This window comes from Streptomyces sp. JH34 (assembly GCF_029428875.1).
Classification (GTDB): Bacteria; Actinomycetota; Actinomycetes; order Streptomycetales; family Streptomycetaceae; genus Streptomyces.
In genome coordinates this window covers 60,919-84,278 of the sequence record NZ_JAJSOO010000001.1, presented here as the reverse complement: position 1 = coordinate 84,278, position 23,360 = coordinate 60,919, and the positions used below count along the sequence as shown (strand labels likewise).

Annotated in this window: 20 protein-coding genes and 3 pseudogenes; 5 read left to right on the top strand and 18 right to left on the bottom strand. The window is 69.4% G+C overall.

The window, feature by feature from the left end:
• Positions 1-536: 536 nt before the first annotated feature.
• Positions 537-782, top strand: coding sequence for an integrase core domain-containing protein (locus LWJ43_RS00445; protein ID WP_277330256.1), 246 nt, complete (start codon positions 537-539; stop codon positions 780-782).
• 274 nt (positions 783-1,056) lie between these two features.
• Here LWJ43_RS00445 and LWJ43_RS00440 read toward each other — a convergent pair whose 3' ends face one another.
• From LWJ43_RS00440 to LWJ43_RS00425, 4 genes are all read right to left on the bottom strand, one after another.
• Complete coding sequence (locus LWJ43_RS00440; RefSeq protein ID WP_277330255.1) at positions 1,057-1,320, bottom strand: hypothetical protein; 264 nt, start codon at positions 1,318-1,320, stop codon at positions 1,057-1,059.
• 26 nt (positions 1,321-1,346) lie between these two features.
• Positions 1,347-2,483, bottom strand: coding sequence for a protein kinase family protein (locus LWJ43_RS00435; RefSeq protein WP_277330254.1), 1,137 nt, complete (start codon positions 2,481-2,483; stop codon positions 1,347-1,349).
• Between the two features lie 165 nt (positions 2,484-2,648).
• Positions 2,649-3,692 carry a zinc-binding dehydrogenase gene (locus tag LWJ43_RS00430; protein ID WP_277330253.1) on the bottom strand — a complete coding sequence of 348 codons (1,044 nt, stop codon included), beginning with the start codon at positions 3,690-3,692 and terminating at the stop codon, positions 2,649-2,651.
• 169 nt (positions 3,693-3,861) lie between these two features.
• On the bottom strand, positions 3,862-5,139 hold the full coding sequence (locus tag LWJ43_RS00425; protein ID WP_277330252.1) for an MFS transporter: 1,278 nt from the start codon (positions 5,137-5,139) through the stop codon (positions 3,862-3,864).
• A gap of 136 nt (positions 5,140-5,275) precedes the next feature.
• Between LWJ43_RS00425 and LWJ43_RS00420 the strand changes: the two genes are divergently transcribed.
• Complete coding sequence (locus LWJ43_RS00420) at positions 5,276-6,181, top strand: helix-turn-helix transcriptional regulator (RefSeq protein ID WP_277330251.1); 906 nt, start codon at positions 5,276-5,278, stop codon at positions 6,179-6,181.
• Positions 6,182-6,248: 67 nt separating this feature from the next.
• Here LWJ43_RS00420 and LWJ43_RS00415 read toward each other — a convergent pair whose 3' ends face one another.
• Both LWJ43_RS00415 and LWJ43_RS00410 read right to left on the bottom strand, forming a co-directional pair.
• A complete protein-coding gene (locus tag LWJ43_RS00415) occupies positions 6,249-6,389 on the bottom strand; it encodes a hypothetical protein (RefSeq protein ID WP_277330250.1) in 141 nt (46 codons plus the stop codon).
• Between the two features lie 221 nt (positions 6,390-6,610).
• Positions 6,611-7,462, bottom strand: coding sequence for a helix-turn-helix transcriptional regulator (locus LWJ43_RS00410; RefSeq protein WP_277330249.1), 852 nt, complete (start codon positions 7,460-7,462; stop codon positions 6,611-6,613).
• 85 nt (positions 7,463-7,547) lie between these two features.
• Here LWJ43_RS00410 and LWJ43_RS00405 point away from each other — a divergent pair, with 85 nt between their 5' ends.
• Positions 7,548-8,342, top strand: coding sequence for an SDR family NAD(P)-dependent oxidoreductase (locus LWJ43_RS00405; RefSeq protein WP_277330248.1), 795 nt, complete (start codon positions 7,548-7,550; stop codon positions 8,340-8,342).
• 462 nt (positions 8,343-8,804) lie between these two features.
• On the opposite strand, the gene LWJ43_RS00400 is transcribed toward LWJ43_RS00405, so the two are convergent.
• Positions 8,805-9,101 carry a Rossmann-fold NAD(P)-binding domain-containing protein gene (locus tag LWJ43_RS00400; RefSeq protein ID WP_277330247.1) on the bottom strand — a complete coding sequence of 99 codons (297 nt, stop codon included), beginning with the start codon at positions 9,099-9,101 and terminating at the stop codon, positions 8,805-8,807.
• Positions 9,102-9,289: 188 nt separating this feature from the next.
• Positions 9,290-10,288 carry a hypothetical protein gene (locus LWJ43_RS00395; protein ID WP_346771957.1) on the bottom strand — a complete coding sequence of 333 codons (999 nt, stop codon included), beginning with the start codon at positions 10,286-10,288 and terminating at the stop codon, positions 9,290-9,292.
• A 380-nt stretch (positions 10,289-10,668) separates the two neighbouring features.
• On the opposite strand from LWJ43_RS00395, the pseudogene LWJ43_RS32970 reads away from it, so the two are divergent.
• A pseudogene (locus LWJ43_RS32970) lies at positions 10,669-11,028 on the top strand (helix-turn-helix domain-containing protein); the annotation flags it as partial.
• 12 nt (positions 11,029-11,040) lie between these two features.
• Here LWJ43_RS32970 and LWJ43_RS00380 read toward each other — a convergent pair.
• From LWJ43_RS00380 to LWJ43_RS00350, 7 genes are all read right to left on the bottom strand, one after another.
• Positions 11,041-11,613 carry a S1 RNA-binding domain-containing protein gene (locus LWJ43_RS00380; protein WP_277330243.1) on the bottom strand — a complete coding sequence of 191 codons (573 nt, stop codon included), beginning with the start codon at positions 11,611-11,613 and terminating at the stop codon, positions 11,041-11,043.
• Between the two features lie 384 nt (positions 11,614-11,997).
• A complete protein-coding gene (locus LWJ43_RS00375; protein ID WP_277330242.1) occupies positions 11,998-14,157 on the bottom strand; it encodes an alpha-galactosidase in 2,160 nt (719 codons plus the stop codon).
• Positions 14,157-16,217, bottom strand: coding sequence for a beta-galactosidase (locus LWJ43_RS00370; protein ID WP_277330241.1), 2,061 nt, complete (start codon positions 16,215-16,217; stop codon positions 14,157-14,159). Before LWJ43_RS00370 ends, LWJ43_RS00375 begins: the two co-directional genes overlap by 1 nt.
• Complete coding sequence (locus LWJ43_RS00365) at positions 16,214-17,110, bottom strand: carbohydrate ABC transporter permease (RefSeq protein ID WP_277330240.1); 897 nt, start codon at positions 17,108-17,110, stop codon at positions 16,214-16,216. Before LWJ43_RS00365 ends, LWJ43_RS00370 begins: the two co-directional genes overlap by 4 nt.
• Positions 17,107-18,033 (bottom strand): carbohydrate ABC transporter permease, encoded by a 927-nt coding sequence (locus LWJ43_RS00360; RefSeq protein WP_277330239.1) that lies wholly within the window; start codon positions 18,031-18,033, stop codon positions 17,107-17,109. The genes LWJ43_RS00365 and LWJ43_RS00360 overlap by 4 nt, the downstream gene beginning before the upstream one ends.
• A gap of 63 nt (positions 18,034-18,096) precedes the next feature.
• Positions 18,097-19,464 carry an ABC transporter substrate-binding protein gene (locus LWJ43_RS00355; RefSeq protein ID WP_277330238.1) on the bottom strand — a complete coding sequence of 456 codons (1,368 nt, stop codon included), beginning with the start codon at positions 19,462-19,464 and terminating at the stop codon, positions 18,097-18,099.
• Between the two features lie 326 nt (positions 19,465-19,790).
• Complete coding sequence (locus LWJ43_RS00350) at positions 19,791-20,777, bottom strand: LacI family DNA-binding transcriptional regulator (RefSeq protein ID WP_277330237.1); 987 nt, start codon at positions 20,775-20,777, stop codon at positions 19,791-19,793.
• Between the two features lie 287 nt (positions 20,778-21,064).
• Between LWJ43_RS00350 and LWJ43_RS00345 the strand changes: the two genes are divergently transcribed.
• Positions 21,065-21,445 carry a hypothetical protein gene (locus LWJ43_RS00345; protein WP_277335768.1) on the top strand — a complete coding sequence of 127 codons (381 nt, stop codon included), beginning with the start codon at positions 21,065-21,067 and terminating at the stop codon, positions 21,443-21,445.
• 108 nt (positions 21,446-21,553) lie between these two features.
• Here LWJ43_RS00345 and LWJ43_RS00340 read toward each other — a convergent pair.
• The 3 genes and pseudogenes from LWJ43_RS00340 to LWJ43_RS00330 form a co-directional block, all read right to left on the bottom strand.
• Positions 21,554-21,898 (bottom strand): annotated as a pseudogene (locus LWJ43_RS00340) (amino acid permease); the annotation flags it as partial.
• Positions 21,899-22,204 (bottom strand): annotated as a pseudogene (locus LWJ43_RS00335) (transcriptional regulator); the annotation flags it as partial.
• 126 nt (positions 22,205-22,330) lie between these two features.
• The gene (locus LWJ43_RS00330; protein WP_277330236.1) at positions 22,331-23,287 is read right to left on the bottom strand and encodes a DUF4184 family protein; all 957 of its coding nucleotides are present in this window, start codon (positions 23,285-23,287) and stop codon (positions 22,331-22,333) included.
• Positions 23,288-23,360: the final 73 nt, after the last annotated feature.

Sequence of the window (23,360 nt, the reverse complement as noted above, 5' to 3'; positions counted from 1 at the left end):
GGCCGAGTTGCGGAGGCCCGCAAGCGCATCCGGCTCCTGGAGCAGGAGAACGAAGTGTTGCGCAGGGCTGCGGCGTACCTGTCGCAGGCGAACCTGCCGTCAAAATGATGTATCCCCTCGTCCGCGAGCTGGCCGCCGCCGCAGCCCCTCACCGGGTGCCGGTGGCGGTGACGTGCCGGGTGCTCAAGCTGGCCCGCCAGCCCTACTACCGGTGGCTGGCCTCACCGGTCACCGACGCCCGAACTCGCCTAGGCATACCGGGCGAACGCCCTGTTCGACGCGCATCGCGACGACCCGGAGTTCGGCCACCGATTCCTGGCCGATTAGGCCCGCGCGGCCGGCGAGGCGATGGCCGCGCGGACCGCTTGGAAGATTTGCCGCGACAACCGCTGGTGGAGTTTCTTCGGCAAGCGGCGGGGCCGGGGCAAGAAACGTCAAGGTCGGCCCGCCGGTCCACGACTACCGGGTGAGGCGCGACTTCACTGCGGCCGGGCCCAACCACACGGAAATTCATCGCCGTACTCGCACGTCACAGCATGATCGGATCAGTGGGCCGGGTTGGTGCCGCCGGCGACAACGCGGCCATGGAGAGCTTCTTCGCGCTGCTCCAGAAAAACGTCCTCGACCGCCGTACCTGGACCAGCCGTAAGGAGCTGCGGATCGCGATCGTCACCTGGATCGAGCGCACCTACCACCGGCGCCGGCGTCACAGACGCCGGGCCCGATTGACCCCCGTCGAGTACGAGAAAATCATGACCCCACCCGCAGCCCTGGCTGCATGACCTCGCTGTTACCTATCCGTACACCAGTCCTGGCCGCCTATCTCAGCGTTTCCACGGTCACTGTGGGCTACTGACCGAGTCATAACGTTGCGGGGTGTGTGGTTGCAACCACACACCCCGCAAGCCGTCTGGGCCTGTAGCCATCACTCACGTGGGGTTTTGCGTGCCACTGCACTACACCGGCCTCGGGACTGGTAAGCCCCATGCTGAGGTGTCGCATATTCTCTGACGGTTTTCGGCTTGACCACACTGAGTGGTCGGTGGTTCCTACTGATCACTCGGCGCCGTGGTGACCGGGCTCGTAGGGCGGGATCGTCCAGCGCATCGTTGTCTGGCCCGTGGAGCCAGGCTGAAGAGTCACGGGATGGACCTGTCCGAAGCGGCGTTCGCCGCGATGTCGCATCGAGTGGTCGCCGCTGTCCCAGTTGATCCCCAGTACGGAGCAGTCAGCGGCCCCGATGGCGCCGATCTGAAGCGGGTGGGTCCAACTCGCGCGGTTGAAGCGGTGGAAGTCGGTGTGCTCATCGACTGCGACCATGACGCCCCGGCCCTGTTCGTCGCCTTTCAAGGCGTTGAGGGCGTCGCCGAGCTTCTTGGCGTCATAGAGCGGGAGGTCGAGCCACCCTCGCAAGTGGCGTCAGCGCCCAATTGTCGTTCGATCTCCGCGGCCGGGAACGGCGTCTGCTTGCTCTCGGTGAGCAGACGGCGGAAGAAGGAGTCCACGACGACGGTGGGGCGTGCGTGCCGGTCGATGATGGCTGAGATCTCAGGCGGGATGTCGCCAGGTCGCCGACCCGCGATCCAGTCGTGCAGGAAGGCTTCGCGTTCCGTGTCACCGCGCACGCCGTCGAGCAAGTGGTACTGGAGCAGGTGGCTCGCCGTGTAGCAGTGGTCGTATGCGAGGTGGTCCGAGAGGAAGGTGGACTCGTCCGCCGAAAGGTCGAAGCGCGAGCTCAGGGCAAGTCCGAAGTCAGCGAAGTAGAGCTGGCGTCCATCGGTCAGGATGTTGGCAAAGTGAGCATCGAAGTGGACAAGTCCGCGAGAACTCATGAAGGCAGCTCCGCTCACCAGCGCTTCCTCCACCCAGCGGAAGGGCAAGCTGTCCCCGCCTTCCGGCATGGCGGTCTCGCGCTGGGTGCCCAGCCATCCGGCGAGTGTGTGCGGCACGTGCTCCAGGAAGACCACCAGGCTGCATGAGGACTGGCCGATGGCCTCCAGCCGGTCACGAACGGCGGGTGATCCCTCCCAGTGCGCGACGGCCCCCTCCAGGCCTCCGAACTCGTCGGTGAATCCTTCGGGAGGGGAGTCAGGTAGAACTCGCCAGTGGTACATCAGGGGGAATCCCGCATACTCGTCGCCCAGAACCCAGTTGGTGGTCATGGTGTGCACGGCGAGCTCCCTCCAGGCACCGAACCCGGCCGAGCCCACCCCGTACTGGTAGAACATCGGCAGTCCGAAGACGTTCGCCGTCGACCGCGCGTTCTCCGGGCGCAATTCGGTGTCCGTCAAAGGGATCCGCTTGACGAACACGAACGTTCCGTTGATGTCCAGCGCTGCCGACCTGCCGCCGATGCCCGACCCGAGCGGGGTAGCGGCTGCTACGACCTCCCCGAGCCGGTGGTCGCTCAGCAAGGAGAGCTGGGTGCTCACGGTTCCGTAACCCGCCAGGCGCGCGGCGCGTAGCGAATCCTGGTCCAGCATCGACGGCTCCTCGGTGCCCGAACCAGGGCTTAGGCAATCCCGCGTACGGCACCGACCGTACGCTGAGAAGGTCAGCCACTCTCATGAACGACCGTTTGTGAGAATTTCGCGAGGTTCGACTGCCAGGGGGGTGCGGCCCGCGTCGCACCCCCCTGCGTCCCAAGGTCAGGGCTTGACGAGGACCTTGAGGCTCTTGCGGTCGGCCATGTCCTTGTAGCCGGCGGGGACGCCGTCGAGGTTGGTGGTGGCGTCGAAGACCTTTCCTGGCTCGATGGTGCCGTCGAGGATGGCGGGCATCAGTTCCTCGATGTAGGCGCGGACCGGTGCCGGTCCGCCGGCGAGCCGGATGTTGTGGCGGAAGAGGCTGCCGAAGCCCACCGGCGCCTCCTCGTACTGTGGGACGCCGACGCGGCTGATGACGCCGCCGGGGCGGACGATACCGAGGGCCTGCTGGTAGGCGGGCATGGCGCCGACGGCCTCCAGAACTACGTGTGTGCCGTGTCCGCCGGTGAGCTGACGGACCTGCTCGATGCCTTCCTCGCCGCGGGCGGCCACGACATCGGTGGCGCCGAACTCGCGGCCGAGGTCGGTGCGCGCCTGGTGGCGGCCCATGAGGATGATCTGCTCGGCGCCCAGGAGCTTGGCCGAGAGCACGCCGAGCAGGCCGACCGCACCGTCGCCGATCACGGTGACGCGGGTGCGCTCGTTGACGCCGCCCATCACGGCGGCGTGGTGGCCGGTGCCGAAGACGTCGGAGAGGGTCAGCAGGGACGGGACGAGCGCGGAGTCCGCCGCGACGGGCAGCTTGGCGAGGGTGCCGTCAGCGAGCGGGACCCGGACGGCCTCGGCCTGGCCGCCTTCTTCCGCCTCGCCGTCCCAGAAGTTGGCCTGCGGGTGGGAGCACGAGGTGTGCAGGCCCTCGCGGCAGAACTCGCAGGTGTTGTCGGAGATCGCGAAGGGGGCGACGACCAGGTCGCCGCGCTTGACGGTGGTGACCTCGGAACCGGTGTCCTCGACGATGCCGATGAACTCGTGCCCCATCCGGGCGGGACCGTCCTCAGGCTTCATCGAGGCGTACGGCCAGAGGTCGCTGCCGCACACGCAGGAGGCGGTGATGCGGACGAGGGCGTCCGTGGGGTGCTTGATGACGGGGTCGGGGACGTTCTCGACGCGGACGTCGCCGGCGCCGTACATGAGGGTCGCGCGCATGAGTGGTGCTCCATTTCCAGGTGGTACGTATGGTGTGGGTCAGTCGCTCGTGGTGGGCAGGACCTCGCCGATGGTGTGGGTCTTCCAGCAGGCGATGGTCTTCGGCGGCGCCGTCTGCCCACCACTCTCGTTGGTTTGATCCGGTCCAGTCGTATTTGCGGGCCTTCCTTCATGTCCTTTTCGTGCCGGTGTCCGCGGCGTCCCAGGCGTCGGCTGCTGTGCGGCGGCGCTGGAGGAGCGCGAGGGTGAGGGTGGGTATCAGGGTGAGGGCGGCGATGACGGTGCCGACGATGGCGGGGCCGGTGGTGCCGAGCGAGGAGTCGAGGGTGCGACCGGCGATCCAGGTACCGATGGCGGTACCGAGGTTGAACGCCGAGACGGTCAGCGCGGAGGCCAGCACCGGTGCCTGCTTCGCGAAGCGGACGGCCAGGGCCATCAGCACCGGGTTGGCGCCCAGGCCGAAGAAGCCGAGCAGGGTGACCAGGATGATGGTGGGCACGGCGTAGCCGGCCAGCAGGGAGATCGCCAGCAGCAGGAGAGTCGCTCCGGCGGCGGCCACGAGCGTGACCGCGTGCGGGCTGCGGTCGCCGAGGCGGCCTCCGACCAGCGAGCCGGCCAGGGCACCCAGGCCGAAGCCGACCAGGACCAGCGGCACAATGCCGGAGGCGATCCCGGACCGGTCGGTCAGCAGCGGGGCGATGTAGGAGTAGGCGGCCAGGACACCGCCGGTCGTGGTGGCGCAGGCCGCCAGCACCAGCCACACGCGGCCCGAGCGCAGCGCGGTCAGCTCGGAGCGGATCGACACCGTCTGCTGGGCCTGTCCGTCGTTCGTGACCGTGCGGGCGATCAGCACGATGGCCGCGGCGGAGAGAACGGCCAGGGCCCAGAAGGGGCCGCGCCAGCCCATGAGCTGTCCGGCGAACGCGCCCAGCGGCACGCCGACGACGTTGGCGAGCATCGCACCTGCCCCGACGAGACCGAGGGCGCGCGAGCCGGCGGCGGGGCCCGCGGCGTTCGCGGCGGCCACGTTGGCCACCGCCCAGAACGCACCGGTGGCGATGGCGGTCAGGAACCGCGCCGCCAGCAGCACAGTGAAGTCCGAGCCGAGGGCGACAATGACATGCCCGGCAGCGAAGACCCCGAGGGCGAGCATCAGGGTGACCCGCTTGGGTAGCCGCAGGGTGAGCATCGCCATCAGCGGCGCCCCGATGATCATGCCGACCGCGAAGACGGTGATCATCAGGCCGGTCCGCGCCACGCTCACGTTCAGGTCGCCCGCGATCTCGGGCAGCAGGCCGGCCACGACGAACTCGGTCGTGCCCATCAAGAACGTGCCGAGCGCCAGGATGTAGACGACGAGCGGCAGCCGGGACGGTCCAGCTGCCTGCTCGACCGGTTCAGTCCGTACATCGGCGGGGGCTTGGAGGGTTCCTCCTCGCGTACTCACGGTGCATCTCCAAAGGGGGGGGTGATCGGGGTGCGTCATCCAGAAAACCGGGCGCCCCGCCCTTGAGGAAGGTCGCGTTTATGGGGGGTACAAGCTCAACCTCCCTCCCCGCCCGCCGGTGGCTACCGTGGAAGACATGGACGATCAGCACGAGCACCGCACCGAGATCCGGGACTTTCTCGCCAGCCGCCGAGCGAAGATCACCCCGGAGCAGGCGGGGCTGCCCACCAGCGGCCGGCGCCGGGTCCCGGGCCTGCGGCGCGAGGAGGTCGCCGTCCTGGCCGGGGTGAGCACCGAGTGGTACACCCGGCTGGAGAAGGGCCACATCAGTGGGGTGTCTGAGGACGTTCTCGCCGCGGTCGCCCAGGCCCTGCAGCTGGACGAGGACGAGCGCACCTACCTCTTCGACCTGGCCCGCGCCGCCCGCCCCGCACGGCGCACGCCCTCGCGCCGCCGTGACGTCGCCGTCCCGGCCCGCATCGAGTGGCTGCTGGACTCCATCACGATGTCGGCCGCCTTCGTCCGCAATGGCCGCCTGGACGTCATCGCCCACAACGCCCTCGGTCGTGCCCTGCACGCGCCGATGTTCGACAGTTCCACCACCGACAAACGCGGCCGTCCCAACTTCGCCCGCTACCACTTCCTCGACGACGGCTCCCACAACTTCTTCGTCGACTGGGAATCAGGCGCCGCCGCCACCGTCGCGCTGCTGCGCGCCGAGGCAGGGCGGGAACCGCACGACCGGACCCTGCGCGAGCTGATCGGCGAGTTGTCTACCCTCAGCCGTGACTTCCGCACCCTGTGGGCAGCGCACGACGTCCGGATCCGCCACGACGGCGTCAAGCGGCTCCAGCACCCCGACGCCGGCGAGCTGGAACTCACCTACCAGTCCATGGACCTGCCCGTGTCCCAGCGGGCCGTGCACGACCTGAGCCTCTACACCGCTGAACCGGGCAGCACCTCCGAAGAACGCCTCAAGCTCCTCGCCAGCCTGGCGGCGACCCCTCTCCGGGCGGCAGAGCCCACCGACCGACTCAGCTGAGAGGTCCGTCCCCCGCTGCCGGCACACCGGTCAAGCAGCCCGAACCACACCCCGGCCGCCCTGTTGCTCACGCCGGCGCGGTCATGTGGCGGGCAGCGTCGGCCTTCCTCCAGGGGGCGCGCGGCGCGGGCTCCGTCGCCGCCAGGGCGGTCAGGTCCAGGGCGAGACGGCTATTCATGTCCAGCTCGAACCTGCCGTAGGGGTTCACGTGCGCCAGAACAAGCAATGGGGACAGAGCACGTCGGTCGGCGTCGGTGAGCCGCCTCAGCCACTTCTCCTCGCTCAGGATGTCCTGGAGGAGCAGGGTGTTGACGTAGTCGTCACACCGGCCGGGACCGTTACGGCTTCGCGGACCCCGCTCGGCCGACCGTCGGCGGGCCCGGTACGCGCCTTCTGCCGCGATAGTGCTTGCGGTGGCTGGGTGTGGCGCTACCGCGGGTAGTGACTGGCCCGTGCTCCCAGGACGTTCAGCAGGGCCAGGGCTTCGGTGCCGGGGGATCCCGGCGGCGCGCTGTAGAGCACGAGGTATTGGTCGCGGTCGGTGAGGGTGAGGGTGTCGCAGTCGACGGTGACCTCGCCGACGGTCGGGTGGTGGAAGGTCTTGGTGAGCATCGGCGCGGCCTGTACGTCGTGTCGTTCCCAGAGCCGGGCGAAGTCGGTACTGGCGTCTCGGAGTTCGGCAATGAGGCCGCTCACCACGGGATCGGTGGGGTAGCGGGCGAGGGTGGCGTGGAGTTGCATCACGACGCTGAGGCGGAACTCGGCGGCGTCAGAGATCCCGTAAGGCGTCGCATCGGCGCGCTGCGGCCCGGGGAAGGCCCGGCGCGCGAGGTTGCGGTCCTCGGGCGCGAGCGGGGCGAAGTCCTCCATGAGCGCGGCCGCGAGGTCGTTCCAGGCAAGGACCTCGAAGGCGGCGGACATCACGAATCCGGGCGTCTGCGGCAGCCGCTGAAGGAGTGCGAGGATGCTCGGGCGGACGTCGCGCCGGTGCAGTCGGGTACGGTTCGGCGCGGTGCCTGCGAGGACGTGGAGGTGGTCGGACTCTGCGCCGGTGAGCCGCAGCGCTCCGGCGATCGCGGCCAGGACGTCGCCCGAGGGGCGTGGCGCCCTGCCCTGCTCGAGCCGGATGTAGTACTCCGTGGAGATGTGCGCGAGGACCGCCACTTCCTCACGGCGAAGACCTGGTGTGCGACGTCGCGGGCCGGAGGGGAGCCCGACGTCCTGCGGGCGGAGCCGCTCGCGGCGGCTGCGGAGGAACGCCCCGAGTTCCTGTTTGTCCATACGCCCAGTGTGCGCGCCGCCCGGCGGCGGATCCTGGTACAGCCTGTGCCTGCATCCGGCCGGCGGACTGCCGGACGCTGTTGCCATGACGAACAACACGAACACCACCGACAGCGCACCCATCGGCCTGCTCACCGGCAAGGTCGTCTTCGTCACCGGCGCCAGCCGCGGCATCGGGGCGGCCGCGGCCCGGCTCTTCGCGTCCGAGGGCGCCGCCGTCGTGCTCGCCGCCCGCAGCACCGACGCCCTGGACCGCATCGTGAAGGAGATCCGCACCGACGGCGGCACCGCCGACGCCATCACCCTCGACCTCGCCGACCCCGCGAGCATCCGCGCCGCCGTCGACCGCGTCGAGGAACTGCACGGACGGCTCGACGGCGCTTTCAACAACGGTGCGATCGTCCAGCAGCAGCCCGGCCCGCTCGACACCACGAGCGACGCGGACATCGACGGGCAGTTCGCGGTGAACTTCCGCTCGCACTGGACCGCCATGAACGCCGAGGCCGCACTCATGCGGCGAAGCGGCGGCGGGGCGATCGTCAACACCTCCAGCATCGGCAGCCGCCGCGCGGTACCGCCCCTGCCCGCGTACGGCGCCATGAAGCGCGCGCTCAACAGCCTCACCGAGACCGCTGCGGTGACCTGGGCCCCGGAGGGCATCCGGGTGAATGGCATCACTCCCGGCGCCACAGCCACGGAGATGATGGAGGAATGGGAGGCGGCGACTCCCGGCATCATCGAGGCCAGTACCGCGGGGACACCGCTCGGCCGCATGGCCCAGCCCCGCGAGGTCGCCGAGACGGCCGCGTGGCTGCTCAGCGACCGCGCCTCGTACGTGACCGGCGCGATCGTCCCGGTCGACGGCGGCGCCGGCGCCTGAAAGGAACGGCCCGGGCTCCGGTCCGCTCCTTCACGACCCTGTACAGGAACGGCGACAGCATCTCGATCACCGGCGACGCGCTCGGTATCGGTCCCGGATCCGCACGGAAGCCGGGGGGCGCCGAAAAGAGGAAAAAGAGGCTTGGGGCCTGTGCGGCGGTCGGGCTGGTGGCGTGGGTGACAGCCGCACATCCGGAAGGGGACGGCCAAGCCTGGGCGCGGTCGGAGCGGTGGCCGGAGTTGCCGCGGTGGGGGTGTCGTTGTGGCAGCTGCGGGCGGCGCATGCCCCGACTTCGCCGCCCACGCGCCCCTCCAGCGTCCGGTCGCGGATGTACTCGCGCTCCATGCCCGACATCGCGGCGAGCACGGTGAAGACGACGCCGTCCGGGTCATGGCTGCCCTGGAGGTCGCCGGTGAGGAACTGCAGGCCGATGCCGCCCGCGCGCAGGGGCTGGGGGATGCGTCAGCCGGCGAGGTTCTCCTCGACCCACTGGCGGAGGTCGGTCACGGGGATCGCGTGGCGTGCGTTGTAGGTGTCGTCCTTCGCCCACGCGACGCCGCGGCCCTGCGCGAAGACCGCCCGGTACTTCCGCGTCATGTTGTCCGGGTCGGCGGCCAGCTCGTCGAGCAGCGACGGAACCGTCCACACCACACGGCGGAACGGACGCTCCAGCACGGTCTCGAGCGTCTCGGCCAGCTCGCCGTAGGTGATGGTGTCAGCAGCGAGATGGACGACCCTTTCCATCGGTGCCGGAGCCACCGAACCATCGGAGGGCCCGACGCCAGTTCCGCGACATGCCGAAGGGCTTGTTCCCGCGCTGTCCGGGAGGCTGCAGAGCTCATCAGCGAAGTGTTCCCCACTCTGATCAACCGGTGCACGCGGATTGTCCACTGACAGCCCGTCCCAGCGCGATGGAGCGTTGATTGATCACCAACCGAGACGATCTCTTACTGGAAGCTGAGCCGGTGCGGGTGAGCCGGACCGGGCGGGCAGGTGTGTATGCGCATCAGGCCGCGGCCGAGGTAGACGTCAGTCGGGTTGGTCGCGTGCGCATCACTGCCGGAGTCCCGGTCCTCGATCGGCAGCCAGCTGCGTGAGGCACCGTCGCACTCCCACATGTCCACGGTGAGCAGGGGCGGCATCGCTGCCCCGCACACCTCGCAGTCGACCGGAGCGGGGTCGGTCAGGTGCCATGAAGCAAAGCCGCCGACCTTCCAGCCAGGGGCGATCGACAGATCGCTCATGTAGTTGATTTCCTCAGGTTCGGCAGCCTCGGCTGCGGCCATCGCCTCTGCGTACTCCTCAGGTTCGGCAGCCTCGGCTGCGGCCATCGCCTCTGCGTACTCCTCATAGGTCGCGTAGCTTGCTGGTGGAGCGGAGCTGTATTCGTCCTCATCGTCTTCGTCGAGGCGCTCCTCCTCCCACTCGTCGATCTCCTCCTGGAGTTCCTCCTCCAGCAGGCCGAGGTACTCGTGCTCCACCACGCGTTCAGGGTGTACGACGCACATGTTCGGCACGCATTCCTCCCGGCCGACTACGGGCGGTTCGGGCTGAGGTATGAGTACGGCGCCGACATCGGGGGACCGTCGCCACTTCAGTACGACGTCGATCGTGCGGTCGGCGCCGTGCACCTCAAAGGGGCACCAGAAGACCTGCAGCAGGTCGTGGTCCTCAGGTCCCACGAGATCGGGAATCTCGCGTGCGTACAGCTGGGCAACGGCCAGCATCGGCAGCGGGGCGTCGTCCTGCAGTTCCGGGACGTGATTGCCCTCGGTCATACCGTGGATCAGGCGCTGTTCCTCGGCGGTGTACTGCCGCCCCCGGGCGGCCTCCTGGATCCGGCGGCGCTGCCGCACGTCGGAGAGTAGGTGGCCTGTGCCCTTCCGGTGGACGGCCGTGCAGACCGGCCACGGTTCGTCGGCCGGCCACAGCAGAGGGCCCGCCACTGAGCTTTCCTGGGCCCCGGGAGAGCCGTGGCGGGGGTGGAGCCGTGTGGTTGTGCGCCGGTGGGCTGCCAGAGCAGGGAAAACCGCCTCTACGTCGAGGGGACGTGGCGGGGTGGTGCGGGTCATGAGGAAGCCTTCCAGATACGGTCGGTCGCGATGTTATGTCCCGCGTACCTCCACGTGAGGACGGTTCCGGCCCTCTCGTCGTATTGCTCGACCAGGAGCGGCCCGTCCCACGTGAAGCGGACCGTCTCGACAACCGTGGTGCCGCCGGTCGCCGGCCGCCGTGCGGTGCTTTGCGGAGCCTCGGCCGAGCGGGTCGTGGGCGTAGGTCCATCGGGTGCCGTCAGGTGTGACGCAGGAGGTCGGACGGTCCTCGGCGTCATAGACGTACCGCCAGACGTCCGGTTCTGCCAGGGGTGGCGTCGAAGGGGGCGCCAGGTCGGCCCCGACTGTCTGACGTGCAGACGGCCAGGTCGGAGCGGGAGTTGGAGCGCGGTCCGCTGGCACAAGGGTGGGCGGACCAGCGGTGGAGATTGGCCCGGTGAAGACGCTCATCGGCCGACTGTTCCACGTCCCGTACACGGTCGAGGGCACGTGGCGGTTGCTGCGGCGGTACGGCTGGTCGTGGCAGCAGCCGGCCGGCGCGCGATCGAGCGCGACGACGACGCGGTAGAACTGTGAAAGCGGGAGGTCTGGCCGCGGGTGAGAGCACCGCGCCGGCGAACGGAGCCTGGGTGGCAGGCAGCGCCTCACACGCCGGCGGATGAGCCTTGTCGGCGGGAGAGGGCCAGCCTGCGTCGCTCTCGGTCGATCTCGGTGACGACTACCGTGATCTTGTCGCCGACCCGGATGACATCTGATGGAGTCTCCACCGGTGTCCAGGCGAGCTCTCGCAGGTGAACCAGTCCCTCGATTCCGTCGGCGACCTGGACGAAGACGCCGAACGGGATCAGCTTGGTGACCTGGCCAGGCAGTCTCTGCCCCACCGCAACGGTGTCGGCGAATACCTGAAAGGGGTCCGGCTGTGTGGCTTTCAGGGACAGCCTGGCCTCCAGGTTCCACGTGTCGAACTGGAGGAACTCGCATGAGACGCGCTGCCCGACCTGCACGACGTCAGAGGCTGCCTCGAAACGGCGCCAGGACAGTTCAACGAACGAGATGAACCCGACGCCAGGGAAGACCGGATGGTCGGGCCTGTCGTCCAGCGCAACGAACACACCGAACCGTTCGATCGCTGTGACGGTGCCGGAGAGGAGTTCGCCACGGTGCAGTGATTCCAGGAAGGCCCAGAGTTCTGGGTTCTCAGACGGTCCACCCCACATGCTCTCAGCCTTTCACGAGGAGCCGGAAGTTCTGTGCCGACGGTGACCTGACGCTGGTGAACCAGTACGGGCCGAGCGAGACGCATGTGGTCACGCAGTACCGCCTGACGGGCGACGTCGCCGAGTGGCCCGACCGGTCGCCCATCGGCACCGCCGCCGTCGACGCGGAGCTGCTCTGCCTCGTGGACGGACGGCTGCGCCCGTTCACGGTCGGTGAGACTCGGGAGCTGGTCATCGCCGGGAACTGCGTCGGGGTCGGGCACGCCTGCCCAGCTCCTCACGATCCTCGCCGCCGGTCGGTGAGCTGGTCTCCCGCGACCACCGGTCCGGCAAGCCGAAGACGGGCCGAGCCCGGCGGCTGCGTCGGGGCGGGACTTCTCGATGTCATCCCTCCCGGCGCAGCGTCAGCATCCTGCTCGCGTAACCTCCCTGCGGTAGCTGAGCCGGCAGTCCGTGCGCCATCAGCGCGGCACCGCTGCGCACGGTGCCCGCACGCGTGACCTCGCTGTCGTCGTCGACGCGGTACACGGCCTCGGGATCAAGGCCGCGCAGTCGCAGGCGGGGCAACGCCGCGCGTTCCTCGGGCCCCGCCCGCCACTGGAAGACCACGGACTCGTCGCCGTCGCGCGCCACGTACTGCACGGCGTGGGAGCTGTCCGCCGGGGAGCCCAGCCTGTACTGCCGGCCGGTCTGGATGGTGGACCGCACCGTTTTGTACAGGGCTACGTACGCGGCCGTCTCGTCGAGTTCCGCCTCCGGCCAGCGCGTCAGGTCGCCGCCGATACCGAGAGACCCGGCCATCGCGCTGTGCAGGCGAAAACGCAGGGGCACGGTCCGCCGGGTGATCGGGTTCGGGCTGTCCGTCACCCAGGCGCCCATCACCTGCGCGGGATAGAGCTGCGAGAAGCCGTACTGGATGCTCAGCCGGTCAACCGCGTCCGTGTTGTCCGACGTCCACGCCTGGTCGGTACGGGCCAGGCTCGCCAGGTCGACGCGTCCGCCACCGCCCGAGCAGGTCTCGATCCGCAGCGCGGGCCGCGCGGCCCGCAGCCGGTCCATGACCTTGTGCGCCCCGAGGGCGTGCTCGACGAACACCCTGCGTCCGTCGGGGTGGCGACCGGCGGAACCCGCTTCCGTGAACGACCGATTGAAGTCCCACTTGAGGAAGTCCACGGCGAACGCGTCGACGGTGCGCAGCAGCCAGGTGAGCGCCCAGTCCGTCACCTCGGGCCGCGAGAAGTCGAGCACCAACTGGTTCCGCAGGGTGTGGGCGGTGCGGTCGGGCAGGTGCAGTACCCACTCCGGGTGCGCGCGGAACAGATCGCTGTCGGGATTGACCATCTCCGGCTCCACCCACAGCCCGAACCGCATGCCCAGCCCGTGGACGTGGTCGGCGAGCGGGCGCAGCCCGTCGGGGAAGGCGCCTGGCCGAGGGGTCCAGTCGCCGAGACCCGCGCGATCGCTGTCGCGGGCCCCGAACCATCCGTCGTCGACCACGAACAGCTCGGCCCCGACGCGCGCGGCCAGGTCCGCCAGTTCCCGCTGCCCGTCGAAGGTGACGTCGAAGGCCGTCGCCTCCCAGGAGTTGTAGAGCACGGGGCGCGGGTCGTCGGGGGCGGGCAGCACGTGCCGTCGCACGTAGGAGTGGTACGCCCGGGACGCTCCGCCGAACCCCCCGGGCGCGTACAGGCCGGTGCTCACGGGAGTGGTCCAGCTCGCGCCGGGCGCGAGGGTGATCTCCACGCCCTCGTGACCGCTGCCGCCCAGCACCCCGCACCGGCCTTCCGCGGACCGTACCGCCGTCATCCGCCAGCTTCCCGCGGTGGCGAGGGCGACCGTCCAGACCTCGCCCGTCTCCTCGGTGGCGTCCCCGGCGTCGAGGGCCAGCCAGGGATTGCTCTGGTGGCCCGTGTGACCGCGCCGGCTGCTGACCGTCGTCTCGCCGACGGCGAGCGGGGTCCGCCGCAGCTGGAACTCGCCCGCCCACTGCCCGTGCACGGAACTCATCCGGTACGCGGGCAGGACCGGCAGATTCCACTGGGCGGCCGAATGCCGTATGAGCGAGAGCGCCGGCTCCTCGCCGGGCTCCGCCGGCCCGGGGCCCGTGTGCCGGAACACGGTCCAGCGTTCGATCACCGGGCAGTCCTGGCGGACGCGGTAGTGCAGCGTCCACGCGAGCGGGCGGCCGTGGTCGCGGAGTCTGACGGACAGCTCCGAGCTGTCGCCGTCCCGCCGGACGTCGTAGCCGTCCACGACGGGCTCGACCGTGCTGGTCCCGTCCCCGTACCGCACGTCGAGTGCGGGCGGGGCGAACCGCACCTGTCCGTCGACCGCCAGTTCCTCCGTGCCGTCCAGCGGGCTGCGGAAACTGTTCGTGCCGGGGTCCGGCTCCAGCAGCGCGCGGGCGTCGTCGAGGGCGAGCGACGCCCCCCAGTGGAGCATTCGCACGGTCCCGGCCACCGTGTCGACCCGCAGGACGTAGCTGGTGTCGGAGGCGCGGAGCAGCACGGTCCCCGACGGCCGGTCGATCTCGATGTGGGGCATCAGCGGTCTTCCTCGTGGTGTCGATGGGCGTGTTGCTCTGCGGTGCTGCCTTCCCGCAGGACGACGACATCTCCCGCCGGGACGACCACGGGCCCCGGCGGCACCGAGCCGTCGAGCCGTGTGTGGCCGTCGAGAGGGACGCTCACGTCCTCATCCGTGTGGTTGATGAGGAAGAGGTACGAGCGGTCGTCAGCGGCTCGGCGTACCGCTTCGACCCCGGCGGGTACGGACGCCGCGGGGGCCGCTCCGGCTTCCCGGCACACGGCGTCGAGAAGGCCGAGCAGGGCAGGCGCGGGCAGTGCGGCGGCCGCGTACCAGCCGGCGCCGTCGCCGTAGGAGTTCCGGGTCACCGCGGGACCGCCGGGGGCGGGGCCGCCGTCGGGGCCGTCCGCGAACCGCAGCCGGACGGTGCAGCCGCGCGACTCGACACGCTCGGTCCACAGCCGGGCGCGGGAGCCGTCGGACAGCAGCACCGACTCGTTCTCACGCAGGGGGATGTACTCGTCGACGACGAGGCCGAGGAGGTCGCGGAACGCGCCGGGGTGGGCCCCGGGGTGCATCCGGTCGTAGGCGTCCACGGCGCCGCTGAACGGGCCGAACACGGCGTGGCCGCCGTCGCGCACATAGGTGTGCAGTGCCTCGGCGTCCGCGGCGGAGACCAGATAGAGGCTGGGGGCGACGACGGCGGCGTACGACGTCAGATCGGCGTCGGGTGCCACGAGGTCGCAGGTGACGCCGAGGTCCCACAGCGCCACGTACCACTGCCGGACCGTGTCCAGATAGCGCAGGCGCTCGGAGGGGCGGGCCTCCAGCTCCAGTGCCCACCAGGCATGCCAGTCGAAGAGCAGCGCCACGCTTGCCCGCACCCGGGTGCCCCGTACCTCGGCCAGGCCGGCGATTTCCGCGCCGAGGCCGGTGACCTCGCCCCAGGTGCGTGCCGCCGTGCCGCCGTGCGGAAGCATCGCGGAGTGCCACTTCTCCGCTCCCGCACGGGACTGCCGCCACTGGAAGAACATGATGCCGTCGGCGCCGCGCGCCAGGTGGGTGAGGCTGTTGCGGCGCATCTCGCCCGGGCCCTTGGGAACGTTGACGGGCTGCCAGTTGACCGCGGAGGTGGAGTGCTCCATCAGCAGCCAGGGGCGACCGCCGGCCATGCCGCGGGCGAGGTCGGCGTTGAGCGCCAGATCGACGTGGTTGGCGGGGTCCGCGGCGACGAGGTAGTGGTCGATGGAGACGATGTCGGAGTGCCGGGCGAAGGAGTGCCCGTCGACCTTCTTCTCCAGTGTGCCGAGGAGGTTGGTCGTGACCGGGATGCCGGGTGCCAGCCGGCGCAGCAGGGTGGTCTCCGCGCGGTGCCGGGCGAGCAGGGCGTCGGAGGAGAAACGGCGGTAGTCCAGCTCCTGGCCCGGGTTACGGAAGGCGGTGGTCTCGCGCGGCGGGTCGATCTCCTCCCAGTCGCCGTACCGCTGGCCCCAGAAGTCGGTGCCCCAGAGCTCGTTGAGCTCGTCGAGGGTCCCGTACCGGTCGCGCAGCCAGGTGCGGAAGGCGGCGGCGCTGGCGTCGCAGTAGCAGAGGGCGTTGTGATTGCCCCACTCGTTGTGGACGTGCCACATGACGACGGCCGGGTGGCAGGCGTACCGGGTCGCCAGCGCGGTGACGATGGCGTCGGCGGCGCGGGCGTAGTCCGGGCTGCTGGGGCAGAACGCCTGCCGGCTGCCGTGGGTGAGCCGGGTGCCCGAGGCGGTCTGGGGGAGCGAGGCGGGGTGGGCCTTGCTGAACCACGGCGGGGGAGCGGCGGTGGGGGTGGCGAGGTCGACCGCGATGCCGTGGTTGTGCAGCAGGTCGAGGACCGTGTCGAGGAGGGTCCAGTCGTACGTGCCGGGGCGGGGTTCGTACCGCGACCAGGAGAACACCCCGACGGTGACGAGGTTGACGCCCGCCTCGCCCATGAGGCGTACGTCCTCGTGCCACACGTCCTGTGGCCACTGCTCCGGGTTGTAGTCGCCCCCGTAGGCGATCCCGCCGAGACGCTCCCCGAGCGCGTTCCAGGGGTCGGTCATGACTTCACCGCACCGGCGGCGAGACCCGCGCGCCAGTAACGCTGGAGCAGCAGGAAGGTGATCACGATGGGGACGACGGAGACGAGCGCGCCGACCAGGGTGAGCGTCTGGAGCTCCGGTGCCCGGCTGGTCTGCGACTGCCAGGTGAACAGGCCCAGGGTGACGGGGTACAGCTGCTCGTCCTGGAGCATGATCAGCGGGAGCAGGAAGTTGTTCCAGATGACGACGAACTGGAAGAGGAAGACCGTCACCAGCGCCGGCGACATCATGCGCAGGGCGATGCTGCGGAAGATCGTCCACTCCCCGGCCCCGTCGATACGGGCTGCCTCGATGACCTCCCCGGGTATGGAGGCCGCGGCGAAGATACGGGACAGATAGACGCCGAACGGGCTGACGATGCTGGGCAGGAACACCGACCAGAACGTGTTGGTGGCGTCCACCTCCGCGAACAGCAGGAACAGCGGCAGCGCGAGCGCGGTGGCGGGGACCAGGACTCCGCCGAGAATGACCGAGAAGACAGCTTCCCGACCCTTGAACTCGTAGACGGCCAGGGCGTATCCGGCCATGGCGGCGAGCAGTGTGCCGACCGCCGCCCCGGCGCCGGCGTACGCCAGGCTGTTGACCAGCCAGCGCACGTACACGCCGTCCTGCTGAGTGAGGAGCGCGCTGAGGTTGTCGCCCAGATGCCACTCGGCGGGGAGCAGACCGGGCGTGTCGACGAGGTCGCTCTGGCTCTTGGTCGCCGAGACGAGCAGCCAGTAGACGGGCAGCAGCATGTAACCGGCGACCAGGACCATGAACACGAACACCGGCACGGTCGACAGACGCGGGGCGCGGCGGGGGCGTACCGGCGAGGGGGCGTGCGCGCCCTCGGTACGGGTGAGGAGGGTCATCCCTGCCTCCTGGCAGTGAAACGGAGGAACAGGAAGGACAGCGCGAAGGTGGCCACGGCGAGCAGTACCGACAGCGCGGCGGCCTCGCTGTAGTGGTCGCCCGCCGCGAGCGAGTACGCGGCCAGATTCGGCGTGTACGTGCTGGTGACGCTGGTGGAGATGGCGCGGAACACCTGCGGTTCGGTGAACAGTTGGAACGTGCCGATGAGCGAGAACACCCCGGTCAGCACGAGGGCCGGCCGGATGACCGGCACCTTGATGCGCAGGGCGATCGTCCACGGCCCGGCCCCGTCCACCCGCGCGGCCTCGCTGAGATCGGCGGGCACGGCCTGCAGCGCCGCGTACATGATCAGCATGTTGTAGCCGGTGTACGTCCAGGTGACGACGTTCCCGATCGACCAGAGGATGGCGTCGGGGCCGAGAAGATCGACGTCGAGGTGCGCCGAGCGGAGCAGGTCGACCACGGGAGACAGACGCGGGTCGTAGAGGAACGCCCACATCAGCGCGGCGACGACGCCGGGAATGCCGTACGGCACGAAGTACACCAGCCGGAAGAACCGCTTGAGGCGGGCGACCGCCGAGTCGAGCAGCAGGGCGAGGGTGAGGGCGAGCGCGATCATCACGGGGATCTGCACCAGCGCGAAGAGCGCCACGCGGAGCAGGCTGTCCATGAAGAACGGCTCGGACATGACGTCGGCGTACTGCTGGAACCCGGCGAAGACCGTCTCGGTGCGGCCGAAGGTGCCACCCGTGCGCTCGGTCTTGTGCAGGCTCTGCCAGAAGGCGTAGCCGACCGGGACGAGGGTGAACAGTACGAACGGGATCAGGAAGGGGGCGAGGAATGCGAGCGGAGCGGTGTGACGGCGACGGGGCGCCGCCGTCACCGGGGTCCGGCTGCTCGCCACTGTGCGGGTGGGCGTCACGGGTGACCTTCGGGTTGGGCCGTACCGGCGGAGCGGGGGGTGGGTAGGAGACCGGCCGCAGGGTCAGTCGGTGACCTTGAGCGACTGCTTGCGCAGCGAGTCCGCGCTCTGGGTGTCCGCGTCCTTCAGTACGTTCCCGAGGGTGCTCCCGCCTCCGGTGGCCTTCGCGGTGCCGTCGCTGAGGAAGCGGTAGGTGTCGGTCATGGTCGGCCCCCAGGTGAACTCGGTGTCGACGTCGGCCGAGGCCTCCGCGAAGACGTCGAAGATCTTCTGTTTGCCGTAGAAGTCGACGGGCTGCTGGAGTGCCGGCATCGTCAGCCCGTCCTTCGCCGCCGGGTAGAGACCGCCCTCGCGGTTGAGGATCTCCAGCGCCTTCGCGTCGGAGTTCAGCCACAGCGCGAACTTCGCGGCTTCGGCCGGGTGCTTGCTGCCGGCCAGGACCGCGGTGGTCGAACCGCCCCAGTTACCCGCCTGCTTCTGGCCCTTCTCCCACTGCGGCATCGGGGCGACGGCCCACTTGCCCGCAGTCGACTTCGCGTTGTCGCGGATGGTGCTGTAACCCCAGGCAGCACTGATCCAGGTGACGATCTCGTCCTCGTTCCACGCCTTGTAAAGCGCGGGGGAGAAGCCCTGGAGGTCGGTGGCGACGAGCTTCTCGTCGATGAGCTTCTGCCAGTAGTCGGCCACCTGGCGGCTCTCGGGCCGGTCGACGCTGACCTTCCAGTTCTCGCCGTCGCGCTCGAACATGGTGGCCTTGTTCTGCCACAGCAGTCCGGTGAACCAGTTCGGATCGGTCTGCGAGAAGTGGGTGATGTACTGCCCCTTCTTCGCCGCTTTGATCTTCCGGGCGTCAGCGGCGTACTCCTCCCAGGTCGTGGGCGCGGTCAGGCCGAGCTCGTCGAAGATGTCCTTGCGGTAGAACAGGGCCATCGGACCGGTGTCCTGCGGCACCGCCCAGACACCGTCCTTGCCGTCGGCCCCGAAGTCGACCTGGGACCAGGTCCAGTCGACGAACTTCGGCTGGGCTTCCGTGACACCGGCACACTTCGCGATGTCCGTCAGCCCGCCCTTGAGCCGGAAGCTGGCCAGCGAGTCGTACTCGATCTGGCCGAGGTCGGGAGCCTTGTCGGCCTTCAGCGCGTTGGACAGGTTCTGGTACGTGCCCGCGTTTCCGGACGGCGTGGTCTTGAGCGTGACCTGGATGTCGGGGTTCTCGCCGTTCCAGACATCGACGGCCTTCTGCATGCCGGGCACCCAGGACCAGTAGTCGAGCGTGACCTTTCCCGAGGACGGCTCACAGGCGGCGCCCGCAGCCGAGCCGGCCCCGTCCTCGGAGCCGCCACCACCGCAGGCGGTCAGCGCCGTGAGGGTGAGAGCAATGCCACCGATCAGGCCACGCCTGACGATCGAACCGCGCTTGTGAACTGCCATGAGGGTGCTCCCTGAGCTGAGGGATGTCACGCCCGAGTGAGGCGAACGCGCCACCTTCACAACAGAGATCAACAGAAGTCAACAGTTCTGGCGAACTTCATTGCGTAAAGCGACCGTTCCGTAATGTGGCGGGAGGTGGTCAAGGCGAGCGAAAAGTGGCTCTGAGCTCGACGTATGGGTGATCTGCCGCGACGTGTCACGTGTTCACATCGGCAGACGTAATCGATTACGCATCAGGCGATGCGCAGTGGCACCACTTCTTCGTGTCGTCATCCGACGCCGGATGAGAATCGGAACCTTGCGACCCACCCCGGGCGGCGCACGGCTCACGATGCTGTTCGGACGGTCCCGCGCGAGATGAACTCCGCCTTGACGTGCACGGTCTTTCTCACGGATCGCCCGTTGAGGCGCTCGATGAGGAGCCGCGCCGCGGCCTTTCCCACGTCGACGGCCGGGTATCTGACCGTGGTGAGCCGAGGACGAACCAGCGACGCGAACGAGGCGTCGTCATGGCCGATCAAAGCCACGTCACCCGGGATGTCGACGCCCAGTTCCTCCGCCTTGTCCATCGCGCCGATCGCCACGACGTCGTTCGCGCAGAAGACGGCGTCGGGGCGGGGCCTGATGCGCATCAGGTGCTCGAAACCCACCGCTCCGGCCTCCCGGGTGTGCTCACCGCGCACGACCAGCCGACCTGGCAGCGCGGTCCCGAACTGGGCGGCCAGGGACCGCAGCAGGTTGAGCCGAGGATCGCCGCCGGTCGCGTCCCGTGGGCCGGCGACCATGGCGATGTGCCGACGGCCGGCCCCCGTCACCTCGGTCAGCGCCGCGCGTATGGCGGCCCGCGCGTCGGGCGTCACCAGGTCATTGTCCCCGAAGGGAAGGTCAGCGCTGACGACCGCGGGAATGCCCGCCTCCGACAGTACGAGGAAGTCCTTCGCCACCAGTCGGAACGGCGTGATCACGACCCCCGCGAACCTCTGCTGGACTGCCTCCCGCAAGAACGCGCGTTCCTCTTCCCGGTCCGCCTTCGTGTCGCAGACCATGACGTGCAGGCCGAGTACACGCAATTCCTCCTGCAGGGAGGCTGCCAACTGAGCGAAGAAGGGATTGGAGAGGTCGGGCACGACCAATGCCACGATGCTCGAACGCCCAGTGCGCAGACTCCGCGCCACCGTGTTCACGCTGAAGCCCAGATCGGCGATCGCCTTCTCGACCACGCGCCTGGTGTGCTCGGCGACCGGCCGCTTCCCCGAGATGACGTAGGAGACGGTTGCCGAGGACACTCCGGCCGCCTGGGCAACATCCGCCATGGTGACCCGACCTAGCAACGCACACGCTCCCTCCGCACGGCTCGTCACCCTACTTCACGCCATGGTGCGGGCGGCCCGGCGATATTGCCCACTCGACGATTCGCACGCCGTGCGTGCAAGATCAGCACGGAGGTGCGCACCCCTTTCCGATGGTTCTGGCTGCGCTGACAGGCATCGACCGCCTTCCACCGGGTCGACAGAGCAGTCGGCGTGGCGTGCGTCGAACCGGGTCGTGCAAACTCTGGGGGCAACAACTAGCGTCTAGTGGGGGTTTGGTGAGCAAGGGAATGACTCTGGTGGCCGTGGTGCTGCTTGCTATGGCCACCGGGTGCGGTGGGGGAGACGACTCGGCGGCGCATGAGACCCCGAAGTCGAGCGCGTCGGAGACGTACAGCCCGGAGGCCGAGAAATGCTTCGCGGATGTGCTGAAGGCGGTGCACCTGACTCTGAAGACGGATGAGGAGGGGTACGAGCCGATGGCGGAGGAGGACGCGGAGCACAGCGAGTTCCTGCAGGAGGCTGCGGGGACCCGGCTGTGGGACATCTACGAGTCGTACACCGACATGGGTGCGAAGGACCTGGCCGATGGTTCGTATGCCTCGGCAACCGATGCGGCGTCATCGTATGCGCCCTCTGTGAAGCTGGAGTGCGTTCAGGCGTACGGCTGAAAGCTGACGTTGCGCTGGCATCAGGGCGGATCGTGCCTGCGCGGCCAGGTCGGCTTCTTGTTTCTGTCGGGCGACAGCAGATTGTCAGTTGCGCCAGCATGTGAGGCGTCAGTGGCGGGAGCTGTCGGTTCTGGACTCTCGCAGGCCGTAGAGGGCTGCCCCGAGGATGAGGACCGCGGTGCCGGAGATGACGGTGCTCCGGGGCAGGGCGACGGCCGGCGCTGTACAGCCGGCGAGGCCGATGACGGGGACGAGGCGGTTGGGGCGGCCCACCTGTGGGGTGAGGGTCCAGGCGGAGGCGTTGGCGTAGTAGGCCAGGACGCCGAAGGGGGAGAAGCCGATCGCGCCGCGTACGTCGGTGGTTGCGGCGAGCAGGGCGACGACGGTGCCGATGGTCAGTTCGGCGCGGTGCGGGACGCCGAAGCGGGGATGGATGGCGGCCAAGGCGTGCGGCGGCGATTTGGTCGTCGGACAGGCTCTGCGCAACCAGCACGACGGCTCTCGTTCGCGGTTGGTCAGCTCTTTCAGCCCCGTGTCGGGGCCCGTGCGGAGCGGCTGTGTGACGTACCTGCTGATCAGCCTTCGGGTGATCGACGGGGCCGGCAAGGCGTCACCGCGCGCGGCGACACGTACGGCGTGCAGGAAGTCCTCCGGCACGATGTCCTTGACCAGGAATCCGGCGGCGCCGGTCCGCAGTGCGTCGAAGACGTATTCGTCCAAGCCGTAGTCGGTCAGGATGACGACGTGCACTCGCGCCAGCGGTACGCCCGCCCCGGCGTCGACGCGGTCGCCGGGCACGTCGGCAGCGCGACCCCGCTGCCCGTCGCCGGGGCTGAACCAGGCACCTCCGCGGTCAGGGCGCGGATGCCGGTCTGCCGAGCGCCGTCACTTCCCGTCCTGAGTCGGTCGTGGCGAGGGGGCGCGGCTGGGCACCGTCGCTGGCCGGCGCGAGATGGCGCCGATCTGCCAGGTGGCGGAGTACAGCAGCAGTGCGACCGTGAACGAAGCGCCCGCTCTCTTGGCGGCTCCGGTCAACACGCCTTCGGCGACGGTCCCCCACGGAGCTTGGGCCCTCTTGGAGGGATAGGTGGTCTCGCTCGCGCCGTCGCCCAGGTCGACGGTGGTCGGTTGGCTGTAGTCCACTTCGGTCGCATAGCGGTAGGCGTTGAAGTTGTCACGGCCGTTGACGGCGCCGCCCAGCACGGGTGCCGCAACCAGCAGAGTCACCACGCTCCACCGCATGACGGGACCCAGGCGGGCAACGGTGTCGGTGCCGACGTGGGTGCGCAGACGGTCCCGACGCCGCCAAAGATGCCAGCCGACGGCCGCCAGGCCGAAGGCGGTGCTCGCGTACTGCAGCAGCCGGGCGGCCGTCAGGCCTCCCAGGGCCGAGGCGCGCAGCGACTGCACGTGGGTGACCAGGAAGCCGTCGCCGTGGGTGAAGGAGTCCCACGCGAGGTGGGAGGCGATACCGATCAGGGCGGAGACCAGCAGCCACACGGTGTAGCGGACCTTGGCCGGCAGGCTGGTCGTCCGCTCGGGTTCCGGGAGGCGGAGGCCGGATGGGAGCAGCGCTGTGATCGGCGCGCGCAGCATCCGGTAGGCGGCGACCAGGCCGATGGCAAGGGGCAGACTGACCACCGGACCCGCACTGAGCGAGTGGGTCTCCGTGGCGTTGAGGAGCGGCCCGTACCAGTCCTGGGGGCTGGTCTCGGACACGCCGAGGGCGTCCAGGAAGTACGGGACGTCGGGTGCCGTGGCACCCGCGACCAGAGCCGCCGGAACGAAGGGCCGACGCATCAGCGGCAGCACTGCTGCGGGGTGGGACAAGGTGAACGGCAACTCGATGCTCTTCTCTGCTCGGAAGGGACCGGGCGGGGGTCACTGCGCATCCCGCTGCGGGCGCCCTTTCGCC